The following is a 14326-nucleotide window of genomic DNA, read 5'->3' as shown; positions in this document are numbered from 1 at the left end:
TTGGTATTGGTATTTGGTATTGGTCACGGAATTTATTTCATCTTCGCCTTGGCTAACGAACTGAGGTGACGCTATTTGGTGTATTTCAGCTACTTGGAAAATGTAACGAATCTGAGACCCTCTATTCTCGCATTTCAGGGAACTATTCGTCGTTTATCAAAGCTTTCAGATGAAATAGCACCGCTGAGATTCGTTACATTTCTCATCTCGTCTATTTCGTCAAAATAAGGCGTGTGAGATTCGTTAGAATATAGAATAGCTCTAGCTCTGCCGTCACACTAAACAACAGGGAGGAATAAAAGATGCTCTTGTGGCCCTAACCCTCGCCTTGCCGCTGTCTCTGTCCCTACCTTCACTGCTACCCTTCCCCACTCTCCTGACGACGAAGCCGTTTCACCTGCTCCACCGCACTGTCCAGAGCCTTCTTGCGCTGTTTCATTGCGCGTAGATGCTGTTGTTCCACCTCGGCAAAATGTGCATGATCCAGCTCCATCCACTTCATCAGTTGATCTAACGTTGGCGACATATGCAGCTGTGTTCTCCGCCGTCTGCGGGCCACGCAACATAGATATTTATGATGAACTTCCAGTTTCAAGACTTCGAAATATGGCATTAGACACATCGCCAGATTTCCTGCATAGAAGGTCTGCTTGTGATCATAGAACGGATGATATCCATATGGCACGGTTACAACCAGCGTCCCCTCTTCTTGCAACAGCCGATGAATCTGGATCAGTAAAGTCTCTGGATGAGCAAAATGTTCCAGCACTTCTCCAAGCAGTACCGTGTCAAAAGTCGTTCTGACTTTCCATTGCGTAATATCCAGCATTCTAAAATCTACATTGTTCCGAACTGGCCTAGACTCTTTGGCAAGCTCTTCTTGTGCATACCTAATGCTCTCTTCCTCCAGATCAATGCCAGTGACACGAAATCCTTCACGGCCCAGCAGAATGGACGTAATGCCCTGACTGCACCCGACATCGAGGATTCGTTTGCCTGTCGCCTCACGGCACATCCAATGGATACGCGTTCTCGTCGCTTCATGAGAATCTTCCGAATTAATCTCGCCATAGTAGCGCTCACTCACTCGATCATGATTTGCCATGGGCATCTCCCTGATCCTTGTCGAGGCCGATGGCAACTTCATGGTGAGCTGCAGTATCCTCGACTGCCGTTTCTTTTTGTCCTACCCATGCTACACTCTCCTGTTGCTCGCGAACTCCCTTCACCTTAGGGCGTATAGGCTGGCCCAGCACCACAATATTTCCCCCGTGGCAGTCGGCCGTTGCGTTACGTGTATCGAAGATCAGCTTCGCATGATCTGCCATCTCCTGATAATTGAATCCCGAATGATCCGTTGTGATGATCACCAGATCAGCCCATGCCCACAATTCCGGCACCGCCGGACTAGCGTGCAGCACTGTCCCATCATCCTTGCGGAAGACAGGCACCATCGGATCGGCGAAAACCACATCTGCCCCCGCTGCGCTCAGCAGCCGAAAGACGTCCAGCGCTGGTGATTCGCGCAAGTCGTCAATGTCCTTTTTGTAAGCCATTCCCGCCAGTACAACGCGCGCCCCCCGCATAGATATTCCCTTCTGCTCCAGCAACTCCGCGGCACGCTTCACTACTTTCTCTGGCATTTGCCGATTGGTTGTATCCGCCAACTGGATAAATTGCAGCTCCGATCCTTGCCGGCTTGCCGCCCAGGACAGATAGATGGGATCGATTGGGATACAGTGTCCGCCGATGCCTGGACCGGGATAGAATGGCATGTAACCAAACGGCTTGGTGGCCGCCGCACCCAACACCTCCCAGATGTTCACGCCCATCTGTTCACAGGCCGGAGTCAGCTCATTTACAAGTGCAATGTTGACACTGCGAAACGTATTTTCGAACAGCTTTGCCGTCTCTGCTACCGTCGTCGAACTGACCGGAACAACTTCGTTGAGGAACGAGCCGTAGAACTGTTTACCATAATCCAGACAGGCAGGAGTAGAGCCGCCAATGATCTTTGGCGTATTTTTTACCCCATAATGCACACTGCCCGGATCTACCCGCTCGGGAGAATAGCAAACGTAGAACTGTTCTCCCGCCCGCCAGCCGCTTGCCGCTTCTATCGGTTGTTTCACGCGCTCTTCCGTCGTGCCCGGATAAGTCGTGCTTTCCAATATAACAAGACTTCCCTCCTGCAAATACGGAGTCATGCCATCCACCGCCGCCGCAATATACGAGATGTCCGGTTGGTGCTCGGCAGTCAGCGGAGTGGGCACACAGATTACAATGACATTCGCTTCTGCCACCACTGCATAATCCGTACTGGCCGTGAACAAACCTGCCTTCATGAGAGACTGCAGGACATCATCCTCAATGCCAATGACATACGAGTGCCCTGCACGCAGTTTGTTTACCTTGGAGGTATCGATATCGATCCCGTGGACCTGATAACCTGCCTGGGCCATCTCCATGGCCATGGGTAAACCTACATAACCTAGACCGATGACGACAGCTTTCAAGGAGCGGTCATGAATAGGTTGTATTAGGGTACGTCGCAGTAACTCTTCATTTCCTTCATGCTGCTCATGCTGATGATTCTCTTCCATTCCTTCCAACTCCAAATGCTCCGCCTCCCTTCGGTGGGCGTGTCTGAAAACTCCGTTGAAGCAGTTTTGAGACACACCCTAATCGATATAACCGCCTGCACGCAAAAACCGGGCAATCGCTGGTTTGTTCATCATGGCACTGTCCGAACGATACTCTGTGAAGTTCACACGAGGCAGGCTGCTGTACTGTTCCGTCAGTCCCTTGTCCTGGTGTTCCGGCAGGATCACATAATACTGTGCATCGTATTGACGAGTGCGCGGTGCTTCAAAGGGCGAGATCAGCACTTCATGCAATTTCTCCCCCGGACGAATTCCCGTCACCTTATAATCGAAGGATGGACGACCTGCCTGTTCCAACATGACGGATGCAAGTTCCGTCATCTTGCAAGCTTTCATTTTCATCACAAACGTCTCTCCGCCCACGGCTGCCTCAGCGGCCTTAAGCAGTAAATGTATGGCCTCGGTACGCGTAAGGAAAAAACGGGTCATGCCTTTGTCTGTAATGGTCAGGCTCTTGCCTTCATCGATCTGACGACGGAACAAGGGCACAACACTTCCGCTGGTTCCAAGCACATTACCGCCGCGGATGCAGACAAACCGGGTCCCTTCACTCAGCCAATTGGCACGGATCATCATTTTTTCACCCAAAGCCTTTGTCATGCCATATACGTTAATCGGATCTACCGCCTTATCCGTGGACACATCAATAACTTTGGGAATCCGCATACGGATCGCAGCCCGAATAATGTTCTGTGTCCCGATCACATTGGTCTTGAACGCCTCATCCGGCTGGTCCTCGCAGACCGGAACATGCTTCAGCGCAGCCAAATGGAAAAGCACATCCACGCCCCTGCATGCATCTTCCACTGCCCGATAATCCCGGATATCTCCAATGATGAATCGCAGACGCGGGTCATGGTTGAACTCACGCTGCATTGCAATCTGGGCGTATTCATTGCGTGACAGAAGGCGAATCTCAGCCGGGTCCTGTTCCAGCAGCACCTCGGTCAGCTTTTGACCCCAGGAGCCTGTTCCTCCGGTGATCAGAATCGTTTGTCCTTGAATCATCGATGAATCCCTCCCTGATCAGATCATAAATTCCCGTAATACCTGTGCCATCTCATCCCGGCTTAATCGGTCCTTGGGCGGTACTTTTTTCACTGAAGTATTGTTCGAATGTACAATGTTGACATAATTGCGCGGAGCAAGAAGTTCATGCGGCAAGTCTATGACATTGCCATGTGTACCTCTGCCCGGAAGCTTGACCCGGTATCCGGACGCGTACTCCGCTGTTTTATACAGGTAGACATAGAATTGCGGAGAACGATGAAACGCTGGTGCCATCTCGTTGTTCACGCTATCCCAGAGATAACCGTTCTGATTAATCAGTGCTACCGTCTGCGGCTGTGGCTGAATATCGTAGAGTTGTTGGACAAAGGTTCTATGGTACAGATCATCCGAATCCAGACGGGCAATATAGATATCCTCTGCGCCTTCAGCAAAAGCCAAAATGGCACGCACACTTTCAATATTTGTTCCAAAACGGATATTGGAAGGGAGCGGCTCTTGACCTGCCAGAATCTCCTTCATCAAGTCCCCCGATTCCTTGGACAGCTTCACCACGGTCAGAAAATCCTGATTCGTCTGTGCCTTCAGGCAATGCAATGTGAACGTGCGGAAGATGCCCATCCGACGCTCCAGCCACTCCCGCGTTAATCGCTGCGGGTCCATCCCATAATTGTTGAAGTTAATCTCAATTACAACTTTCCTGGACATAACATTCCTCCTCATGGACACTGCAAGTTCCGTTTATCGGATGCAGACTGTTTTCATAGTTTCGATGCCGTCTTCCTACGAAAACCATCTTCTATCTATCTGATCACTTCCAAGCAACATCTCCTTTGGAATCCCGCACTCTATAACGTATGAAACGTTAGTAGAAGCGGTACCGACAGATGTACTAACTTTCCATATAAATAGATTCATATACGCCTGAAGATGGAGCCCTGCGGGTCGAACGTACATATCGTTGTTCCAGTCGCAACATAGAATAGAGCAGTTCTATTTTCAAAGGGGGCAATCGCTGAATGGATTCGATCTATCTTGAACTGGAAGGTGTGCTTGAGCAGCTTGAAGCGGCGCTTCGTGAACAGCGTCCGCTCTCGCTTGTGCGAGTCGGTGATGGCGAGAATATCGTCATGTCTCAAGAAACCGTGTGGACCACGGAACAGGTCCTTCAGGAGCGTTGGGCCAAGAAAGCCAATTTAGGACAAAAGGGATTGCGTCTTCCCAACCCGCAGCTCCGGGATGAAGTCGCTGCTTCCTTGCAACGGGCGGATATCGTCGGCGTTCTTCCTCGCGGTGACAGTACCATTAACGCGCCGGATTATCTCAAAAGACCTCTGACTGATATGGTGTTTGCACACTTTAGCATCTCTCCTCCGATGACTTGTCACGCCTGTGTTAATCGGGAACTGGCGCAGAACCCGCGTTTCTGGCAAATGCTTGCAGGCAAGCGTGTATTACTTGTTACTCGTGAGATTGAGGCCCTGCGTGTCATGCTCGAACGTGAGCCGTATAATCTGAACATTGTGACTGCCCTGCCCTTTGACAGCTATGATCAAATGGATGAAACGCTGCATTGGATTCAGAATAATCAAACTATATTTGATGTCGCTCTCTTCTCCTGTGGCGTCAATGCGGTTATCCTTGCGGAGCGAACAGCTGCACTCGCAGGTAAAGTAGCCATCGATTTTGGCAAAGCCAACAACATCATTCTGAAAGGCCGTGCCAACTGATCATGGACCGTTCCAAACTTTAGATTCGTGAGTTGTATTGAAACATGCAGATGCTTGTACGGCAAAAACCCCCGACTTCTTAAGCCGGGGGTTTCTTGCTGGCGCTAGTCGAGACCTATCGCTGCATTGTCTTGCGTTTCTGGGATCTGAAGCGAACTCTGCCCTCAACGGAAGTGATGACGAAGCACTCTGCCTGTAATATTTCGCCTTTCAATACTAACCGGTGGCTGCAATACCGTATAACATCTCCGGCCCGGTTCTTACTGCTGTGGACACCCCCGAGATGAACGAAGTATACACACTTTCCAATGCTGGTGGTGCAGCTAGATCCTGAGCTGTGAATGAATGAAATTCGGCACCGCCGTTCTGTCCAACCGTCCCTTCAGCACGGTAGATGACATAGAAAGGATCATATAAAAAACCCCGCACAAGCTCCACAACAAAGGTATCTCCCAGTTCTCCCGTAACACCTACTGTCCCGTTCAACGTAATAATGGGATTCACCACTCCCAGCGTCTGAAGACCAATGGTGCCGAACGCTGCCGGGGATACCGACAGAGACAAACCGGGCTGTCCTACGGTTGCCGAGTTCATCGAAGTTCTCATATCGAGAAACACGCCCATGAGTAACACCTCCAATGCTATGGGATACCCTATCCTATGAATCTCACTACTCTTATGATTGGATGTATGCAGATTGCATGAACCTATTTTTATTTGTCGACTGTTAATGGTATATTGAACTGCATAACGAAAATGAACGGATCGTATGCACACAAGCGGTACAGGCTGTTCAGAAGGAGATTACTATTCATGAATAAACGCAAACGTCCAACAGGCAAGACATCGGCCTCGGCCAAGGGGAAATCTTATGCAGGTTCATCTTCAGCACGGTCCGGCAAGTCTAACTTCTCATCTGCAAAATCATCAGGTGCTTCCGCATCACGCAATACGGAGGAGAATAAGAAGCCATTAGCCGCGAAATCATCGGGTGCACCCAAGAAAGCTGGAGGCAACAAACCCAAAAATGCCAGCGCATCCAAACGACCAGGCAATTCCTATTATCGCAAGCAGGAACCACCACGCCAGTATAAAGTGACCGAACCGGATGAACTGTTGAACTTCCTGTTGCAGCATTTGAAATCAGGACGGAACGCAGTGAAGTCCATTCTGGGTCGTGGACAGGTATCCGTGGATCAGAAGGTCGTAACCAAGTTTAATGAAGCGCTGACGCCAGGTCAGATTGTCTACATCCGTAAAGAAGGTGCAGTCGCTGCTCCATCCTTGACGGGTATTAACATTTTGCATGAAGACGATGATATCATTGTGATCCGCAAGGAAGCCGGACTATTGTCCATTGCCGCTGACAAGACGGATGACCTGACGGCTTATCGCCAACTGACAGAGCATGTACGCCGCATCAATCCGCTCAACCGGATCTTTGTTGTCCATCGTCTGGATCGGGATACATCGGGTGTGATGATGTTTGCCAAAAGTGAAGAGGTACAGCAGAAGCTGCAAAACAACTGGAAGGAAAATGTGCAGGACCGCGTATACGTTGCGCTTGTTGAAGGTTCAGTAGCCAAAGAAGAAGGCACCATCTCTTCCTGGCTGAAGGAAACCAAAACGCTGAAAATGTACTCCAGCTCTCGTCCAAATGATGGACAACATGCCATTACACATTACAAGCGTCTGAAGTCGAACCGTGAATTCTCCTTGCTGGAAGTGCGTCTGGAGACAGGGCGTAAAAATCAGATTCGTGTGCATATGGAAGATCTCGGACATCCGATTGCTGGTGACAGAAAATACGGCGCGCGCACAAGAGACCTTGGCCGTCTCGGACTTCATGCACGTATACTCTCGTTTATCCATCCCACAACGGATGAGTTAATGTCATTCGAAACGGATATTCCAAAGCCATTCCTGTATCCGTTCCGTGCAGAAACTCCACCTGCGAAGTAACTGCACCTCTAATGTGTGCATATATAGAAAATTCACTGATCCATTGATCATGCCTGAAAGGAGGAACGGACACTGAAAAACCTGTTGATCACCGGTTACCGGGCACATGAATTGCAGATTTTTGGACAGAAGCATGAAGGTATTCCTTTTATCAAAAAAGCCATCTCCTCCCGCCTCACACCTCTTGTCGAAGATGGTCTGGAATGGGTGCTGACGCCGGGACAATACGGTGTGGATCTGTGGGCCTGCGAAGTGGTCATTGATCTGAAGAAGACGTATCCGCATCTAAAGCTGTCAATTATTACTGCCTTTCAGAACCCGGAGGAACAATGGAAAGAAGACAAACAGGAGTATTACCGTTCCATCCTCTCGGGTGTGGACTATTACGGTGCGATTAGCAATCAACCTTATATCGGGCCGTGGCAGTTCACTGCACGGGATGACCTGTTGCTGCGTAAAAGCGACGGTCTTCTCCTCGTCTATGACGAAGATGCTGGAGAAGGCAGTCCCCGTTTTGTGAAGGAAAAAGCCGTGAAGAAACAGCAGAACGAGGACTATACAATCATCAGTGTCACTTCAGAGGATATTCAATCTGTAGCTGAGGATGAGCGCATGAACGATGTTATAGACTTTGACGATTCTTCATTCTGAAAAAATGTAGATTATCTGAAGTCCTTTCATGCATAGCCGTGATCAGAGGAGAAACGTATTTCGAATGACGTACATATGTTTTTTTTCGAGGCAGGTTGGGTATAAGTAGTATTATAACTGCGATGATATGTCGTATGGGATAAGGGGAACTGCAACCATGACAATTACGCCAGAGCAGCGCATTCAACTGCATGGATTTAACAACCTGACCAAGTCATTGAGCTTTAATATGTACGATATTTGTTATACCAAAACCAAAGACGAACGCGAAGCTTACATTGAATATATTGATGAACAGTATAACGCCGCCCGGTTGAGTAAAATTCTGAACAACGTCTCCGATATCATCGGGGCCCACGTTCTTAATGTTGCGCAGCAGGATTACGTGCCTCAAGGTGCGAGTGTGACGATGCTGGTCTCGGAAGGTCCAATCGTGGAGATCCCCGAGGAATCACTCGATGAATCTCCCGGCCCTTTGCCAGATAACGTCGTTATGCAGCTGGATAAAAGCCATATCACGGTGCACACCTATCCTGAGTTCCACCCCAGTGAAGGCATCAGTACCTTCCGTGCGGACATTGATGTCTCCACCTGCGGTGAGATCTCACCGCTTAAGGCGCTGAATTATCTGATCCACTCCTTTGATACCGACATTATGACGATGGATTACAGGGTGCGTGGTTTTACGCGGGATACGAGCGGACGCAAGCTGTTCATTGACCATGAGATCGGCTCAATACAGAATTATATTCCGGATGAAATCAAGAGCAGCTTTGATATGATTGACGTGAACGTCTATCAGGAGAATATTTTTCATACCAAGTGTAAACTGAGGGAATTTGATCTCGACAATTATCTGTTTGGGTACACCAAAGATAAGCTCAGCAAGAAGGAACAACAGGAGATTACGGAGTGGCTGAAGCTGGAGATGGACGAGATTTATTACGGCAAAAATATGAATCGTCCCTCTTAAAGAGGTTGTTCAACGCTGATCCATAAGGGCAAGGTTTAAGACAAGATTTCATGAAGGCAGGGTTCTTCTTTTCGGGGGACCTCCGGCATGTGCTTGTCTTTTTCTTTGTTATGTTGACAGTGTGCAACTTTATTTCTTATTATAGAAGTAACTGTATCAATCTACAGTGAAGGAGACTGAGCCCGTGATCGAAACGAATACGACAAGACGTAACGAATCACTGTTACAAGCACTGACTGCACAACACAATGCCATCACCAATAACATTGCCAATGCAGACACGCCCAACTACAAAAAGAAAACGGTAGAGTTTCAGGAAGAGCTTAGACGTATCGTTGAAAATGGCAAAACAGATCAACTCGCCATGAAGCGGACTCATGACAAACACTTTCCTATCAGTGATCCCAATTCTTCCATCGTACAGTACCGAATTGTCGAGAACAACGAAACAGCCATGAACAATAACAACAATAACGTTGACATTGACAAGGAAATGGCGAATCTTTCGGAGAATCAGCTCATGTATAACTACATGGTCGATCGGGTCAGTGGACACTACAAAAAAATGAAGAATTTATTGAATGATCTGAAATAATGAATGTACAAGCAGCCCGAAACGGCTGCTTTTTTTTGTTGTTTTTCACGTGAATGTAGCTCGTTTGGTGCCATTTTTCGGTATCCTCTCCTGTTCGTAGTATAATGGGGGGAAACGATTGATTTCATATCGAACAAAAGAGGTGCAACATGGCTCCACGTCATTTAAATGCTTTTCAAGGTTCCAAAGTCAGACTCGCGGCCCCATACCCGGAAGATTGCATGCGTCTCTCCCGCTTCACGGACGATTACGAATATTTGCGCAACATGGATACCGATATTGCTGTTCCATTAACGCCGGATGAGACAGGTTCCTCCTCTGTCCGTCGAGACAACGGCTTTGAATTTGCATTACGTACACTGGAGGGTAACCGATTTATTGGATTCACAGCCCTCTACCGGATTGAATGGAACAATCGCTCCGCCCGTCTGGCGATTGGCATCGGTGAAGAAAATGATCGGGGTAAAGGATATGGCAGCGATGCCCTCGCCCTGATTCTTCGGTATGGCTTCCACGAATTGAATCTGAACCGGATTGCGCTGGAAGTCATCGAATACAATGAAGCGGCTAGACGTGCGTACCTAAAAGCTGGATTCCGGGAAGAGGGGCGCCAGCGTTCAGCAGTTTTGCGGGATGGCATGCATTACGACCTGATCTCGATGAGTATCCTTGCCGAGGAATGGTCGGCGCAGTCTGGGCTTCCATTGTCATTCCAATCTACTCACACTCCTCAATCTGGGGAAATGGACTCAAAAGGCGAATCTGAAACATCACCTCGCATCGGCGTAGGTGCGGTCATCCTGAATGAACGGGGCGAAGTGCTTCTCGCCTGGCGGAATCGTCAGCCCGAGCAGCATACCTGGAGTATTCCCGGCGGGAAAGTCGATCCCTACGAAACACTGGAAACCGCCGTTATCCGTGAAATCAAGGAAGAAGTGGATCTGGATATTGCCATTGACAGTCTGCTTTGCACAGCGGAGACGATCCAGCCAGAGCAGAAGGAACATTGGATATCCGTGCTCTATTCCACCAAGGTGATTGGCGGCCATGCTCGTAATCTGGAAGAAGGCGGAGCCATTGGTGAGATCGGCTGGTTCCCATTGAATGATCTGCCTTCTCCACTCGCCTGCTTTGCCTTGCCTGGGCTGGAAGCTGTGAAGAAGCTGTATAACCAGAATTAAGCTTGGAGGTGCTTGCAAGTGTTGGAGATTCCTCTTCCTCGGCCTGTACCCTTCATTCTGCATGAATCGAGTTCCCAATTCGATTGGAAAGGCAGCGGCTCGCTATCACTGAAAACATTCCGTAACGGAAAAACGCTCTATGAAGCGGGACGCGGTCACTTCGCAGTCAATAATGAGAACTATCTGCTTCTGAATGAGGGCCAGGAATATAGTCTTCACATTGATTCATCTACGCCAGTTGAATCCTTCTGTATCTTCTTCCCTCCCGGTTATGTGGAAGAGATCGGCCGGAATCTAATTACCAGTGATCTTCGGCTACTTGATGAGCCGTATCGTTATTCACCCTCAAGCAAGATGGAGTGGGTAGAACGTACATACGCGATGAATAATCGGCTTGGCGCAGCCCTGAATCAGTTGCATAATCTCTACAGTCAAGACATGCTGGATTCCTGGGCAATAGCGGAGCAGCTTCATCAGCTTGCTGTTCACATGCTGGATCTACACCGTAACGTTCAGCAAGAGATCAACGAACTGGATATGATCAGACGTTCAACCCGAGAAGAGTTGTATCGAAGAGTGTATATCGGGCATGAGTATATCTCCGCCTACTATGATCAGCCGTTAACGCTAGAACAGACAGCATCGGCTGCACAACTATCCGTGAATCATTTTCTACGCAATTATAAAAAGTTGTTTGGTACTTCACCCCATCGTTATCTGACTGAATGCAGACTATTGGCTGCGAAGCGGCTTTTGCTAGAATCGGACAGGTCTGTCACCAATATCTGTTATGATGTGGGCTTCGAAAGCCTCGGTTCGTTCAGTTCATTATTCACTAGACGCTTCCATAGCTCTCCTTCCCAGCTGCGGGCAAAAAGGTGATTATGAAGAAGAACCTCTGAAGAGGAACATCTATAATTACATTATCTCATCAGATGGAGGTATTCCTTTATGAATCATCCTGAACAGATGAATCAACTATTTCAGGCTGCACAGGCTGGAGATGTGGCCAACCTGCAATTATTGCTCGCTTCTCATCCGGAACTCACCAATACTGAAAATCAGGATGGGTTAACTCCGCTGGGGTATGCATCTCATTATGGACAAGCAGGAGCAGTTCGTCTTCTTCTGGAGCATGGAGCGGATGCTAACGCCCTTTCTCATTCCAAGATTTCCTTTATTCCGTCCAATACTGCACTACATGCCGCGCTTGCGGGAGAACGTTCGCCAGAAGTTATCCAACTTTTACTCGAACATGGGGCATCCACGAGTATTCTGGACAGCGATGGACAATATGCGTTGCACTCGGCAGCATTCCATACGGATCAGATCGAACTTATCGAGATGTTACTTCAGCATGGAGCTGATCCAAACGCGCTGAACTCAGCTGGCCAGACCGCACTGGATATTTCACTTGAACGTGGTAACACGTCTACAGCTTCATGCTTGCAAGCAGCCGTTGCAGCGCAGTAGCAACAATGATTAGATAACGTGAGCATTACCACGAACAACCGCCAGAACTCTTTTTGGAGTACAAAGAGAAGGTCTGACGGTTATTTGTGTTGTCCTCTACGTTCTCGGATACATACGTAGTTCAACTTCTATAGAAATCGCAATACATCATATTTTTTCAGAAAACAAGAACCTTTTGACGCCTTACACGGTCTAATACTCAACATATCCATGAAAGGAGGAGCCATGTGACCCCTACTCAGCTCACCATCGCCGCACAAAAAGGGGATGCCGAGGCTTTTGCAGCCTTAATGGAATTACATCAGAGCCAACTGTACCGTATCGCCTATGCCTACCTGCATGACGAAGGTGATGCGCTCGAAGCGATTCAGGAATCAACATTCAGGGCGTTCCATAAACTCAAAAAATTAAAAGAGCCCTCCTACTTTGGCACTTGGCTCATCCGCATTCTGCTCAACTACTGTGCAGACGAACGCAAACGCAAAAATCGGTTCAGTCCCGTCACCAAGATTCATGAATCCAGCAGTTGGGATCGTCCTGCGGACCCCGATCTTGACGCCGCCGTCTCCACCCTTGACCGAGATTGCAAACAGATTATTATTCTGAGTTATTTCGAAGGTTTCTCTTTAACTGAAGTTGCCGATATTCTCGACATCCCGATCGGAACCGTAAAATCCCGATTACATCGGGCACTCGGACAACTCCGGATTCAACTTGAAACGAAAGGAGATGCATCCTCATGACGGATGAACAACAATCATTTGACGCATTGGAAGAACGTCTGAATGCTCGCAAGATGGAATACGAAACCATGCCTATACCGGATGCTGCCTCTCAGGCTGTGCAAGCGGGAATTCGCCAAGCTGCCCGTAAGCGAAAGTCCCGGCTGCGCTGGTATATGAGTTCCATCTCGGCAGCTGCCCTCATCCTGCTGTTTACGGGATGTATCCGTGTCTCTCCCGCTTTTGCGTCCTTCGTGGAGCAATTGCCTGGCATGGAAGGCATTGTTAGCATGATTCGTCAGGACAAAGGATTAATGATGGCGATTGATCAGTCCCTCTTGCAGAAGGTCGGCGTCACCGACGAACATGATGGTGCTTCCTTGACCGTTGAAGGCATTATCACAGACGAGTCACGTATGGTCATTTTTTACACGATGAAGGGCATGAAAGATCCGGAGAAGGGTGGATATGATATCGATTTGCTGGATGAAAACGGTAAAGATCTTCCGGTTGGATTTAGTTATTCCTCTCCTAAGCCGGCTTCAAGAAGTGGCGTTTACGAGGACAAAATCGATGTCTCATTCACAGAATCTTTACCACCACAAGAGCTGACCGTTGTATTTAAGGAACGAGGTAAGGAACCGAATAATAAGTGGAAGGTCACCTTCCCCGTGGATCACAGCTTAACAAAAGGCATGAAAAAAATCATTCCAGTAAACCAAACTATGACCGTGGACGAGCAACGTATTTATGTGAAACAGGCCGTTCTGTATCCCACTCGTCTTGTACTTGATATCGAATATGATCGGAACAACACCAAAAAAATCTTTGGCATTCGTGATCTGCACTTGGTAGATGAGCAAGGCCGAGCATGGAGAACCGATTCATCTTCCATCGGAGGCTCTGGAAATTCCGTCTTTTTCGAAAGCATGTATTTCTCCACTCCGAAAAAACTGACGCTCCAAGGGTCTGGCCTTTCAGCAGTGGATAAGAATGAACTGGTTATTAGTATCGATCCATTATCGGGTGAAATCCAAGGTGGCCCATCAAATTTGAAATTTTTGAAAAGCTCAGTCCAGGGCAAAAATCTGATCCTCGAGTTTTCAATTGTAGATGCTCAAAATGCTACATCAGGGCTATCATTTACCAATATTGAGGACAGTAAAGGAAACCCCTTCGACATTAATGAAGTAAGCTGGAGCCCTTCCGTCTTTGAAGCAAGAGTTGTCATTAAAAATGGAGCCGCAGCCAAAGGAGATCTGACAATGGAAATATTCTCTTACCCTGATCAAATTCGTGCACCGTTCTCTATTGAAATTCCTGTGACTCCCTAAAGAAAATGTAACAGCCATAATTGTAAGCCACACG

General features: G+C 48.2%; 15 protein-coding genes. 10 read left to right on the top strand and 5 right to left on the bottom strand.

From position 1 onward, the window contains the following. Nucleotides 1-358 precede the first annotated feature (358 nt). The 4 genes from ACETMN_RS07840 to ACETMN_RS07825 all read right to left on the bottom strand — a co-directional run bounded on the left by ACETMN_RS07840 (nucleotide 359) and on the right by ACETMN_RS07825 (nucleotide 4379). On the bottom strand, nucleotides 359-1105 hold the full coding sequence (locus tag ACETMN_RS07840) for a class I SAM-dependent methyltransferase (protein WP_091015174.1): 747 nt from the start codon (nucleotides 1103-1105) through the stop codon (nucleotides 359-361). Then, a complete protein-coding gene (locus tag ACETMN_RS07835; RefSeq protein WP_256975071.1) occupies nucleotides 1092-2618 on the bottom strand; it encodes a nucleotide sugar dehydrogenase in 1527 nt (508 codons plus the stop codon). The genes ACETMN_RS07840 and ACETMN_RS07835 overlap by 14 nt, the downstream gene beginning before the upstream one ends. Before the next feature lie 63 nt (nucleotides 2619-2681). Then, complete coding sequence (locus ACETMN_RS07830) at nucleotides 2682-3671, bottom strand: polysaccharide biosynthesis protein (RefSeq protein WP_091015176.1); 990 nt, start codon at nucleotides 3669-3671, stop codon at nucleotides 2682-2684. Between the two features lie 18 nt (nucleotides 3672-3689). Further along, nucleotides 3690-4379, bottom strand: a complete 690-nt coding sequence (locus ACETMN_RS07825; protein WP_411735961.1) for a glycosyltransferase — start codon at nucleotides 4377-4379, stop codon at nucleotides 3690-3692. Nucleotides 4380-4690: 311 nt separating this feature from the next. Here ACETMN_RS07825 and ACETMN_RS07820 point away from each other — a divergent pair, with 311 nt between their 5' ends. Beyond that, nucleotides 4691-5401: a GT-D fold domain-containing glycosyltransferase gene (locus tag ACETMN_RS07820; RefSeq protein ID WP_411735960.1), complete on the top strand. Its 711-nt coding sequence runs from the start codon at nucleotides 4691-4693 to the stop codon at nucleotides 5399-5401. 216 nt (nucleotides 5402-5617) lie between these two features. Here ACETMN_RS07820 and ACETMN_RS07815 read toward each other — a convergent pair whose 3' ends face one another. Continuing rightward, nucleotides 5618-6025 (bottom strand): hypothetical protein, encoded by a 408-nt coding sequence (locus ACETMN_RS07815; protein ID WP_411735959.1) that lies wholly within the window; start codon nucleotides 6023-6025, stop codon nucleotides 5618-5620. 189 nt (nucleotides 6026-6214) lie between these two features. Here ACETMN_RS07815 and ACETMN_RS07810 point away from each other — a divergent pair, with 189 nt between their 5' ends. From ACETMN_RS07810 to ACETMN_RS07770, 9 genes are all read left to right on the top strand, one after another. Beyond that, on the top strand, nucleotides 6215-7363 hold the full coding sequence (locus ACETMN_RS07810; protein WP_411735958.1) for an RluA family pseudouridine synthase: 1149 nt from the start codon (nucleotides 6215-6217) through the stop codon (nucleotides 7361-7363). A gap of 72 nt (nucleotides 7364-7435) precedes the next feature. After that, nucleotides 7436-8014 (top strand): DUF1273 domain-containing protein, encoded by a 579-nt coding sequence (locus tag ACETMN_RS07805; protein ID WP_036669296.1) that lies wholly within the window; start codon nucleotides 7436-7438, stop codon nucleotides 8012-8014. Between the two features lie 157 nt (nucleotides 8015-8171). Then, the gene (speD, locus tag ACETMN_RS07800; protein WP_091015183.1) at nucleotides 8172-8987 is read left to right on the top strand and encodes an adenosylmethionine decarboxylase; all 816 of its coding nucleotides are present in this window, start codon (nucleotides 8172-8174) and stop codon (nucleotides 8985-8987) included. A gap of 184 nt (nucleotides 8988-9171) precedes the next feature. Next, a complete protein-coding gene (gene flgB / locus ACETMN_RS07795) occupies nucleotides 9172-9582 on the top strand; it encodes a flagellar basal body rod protein FlgB (protein ID WP_036610664.1) in 411 nt (136 codons plus the stop codon). Between the two features lie 149 nt (nucleotides 9583-9731). After that, nucleotides 9732-10763, top strand: coding sequence for a GNAT family N-acetyltransferase (locus ACETMN_RS07790; RefSeq protein WP_411735957.1), 1032 nt, complete (start codon nucleotides 9732-9734; stop codon nucleotides 10761-10763). A gap of 18 nt (nucleotides 10764-10781) precedes the next feature. Further along, nucleotides 10782-11645, top strand: coding sequence for a helix-turn-helix transcriptional regulator (locus tag ACETMN_RS07785; protein WP_091015185.1), 864 nt, complete (start codon nucleotides 10782-10784; stop codon nucleotides 11643-11645). 69 nt (nucleotides 11646-11714) lie between these two features. After that, nucleotides 11715-12236: an ankyrin repeat domain-containing protein gene (locus ACETMN_RS07780; protein ID WP_091015187.1), complete on the top strand. Its 522-nt coding sequence runs from the start codon at nucleotides 11715-11717 to the stop codon at nucleotides 12234-12236. 227 nt (nucleotides 12237-12463) lie between these two features. Further along, nucleotides 12464-12979 carry a sigma-70 family RNA polymerase sigma factor gene (locus tag ACETMN_RS07775; protein ID WP_091015188.1) on the top strand — a complete coding sequence of 172 codons (516 nt, stop codon included), beginning with the start codon at nucleotides 12464-12466 and terminating at the stop codon, nucleotides 12977-12979. Continuing rightward, the gene (locus tag ACETMN_RS07770) at nucleotides 12976-14292 is read left to right on the top strand and encodes a DUF4179 domain-containing protein (protein WP_091015190.1); all 1317 of its coding nucleotides are present in this window, start codon (nucleotides 12976-12978) and stop codon (nucleotides 14290-14292) included. The genes ACETMN_RS07775 and ACETMN_RS07770 overlap by 4 nt, the downstream gene beginning before the upstream one ends. Nucleotides 14293-14326 lie beyond the last annotated feature (34 nt).

The sequence above is a fragment of the Paenibacillus sp. M2 genome (assembly GCF_046713495.1).
GTDB classification, from domain to species: domain Bacteria; phylum Bacillota; class Bacilli; order Paenibacillales; family Paenibacillaceae; genus Paenibacillus; species Paenibacillus amylolyticus_B.
The sequence above is the reverse complement of the archived record's forward strand: the minus strand, read 5'-3'. Positions and strand labels throughout refer to the sequence as shown.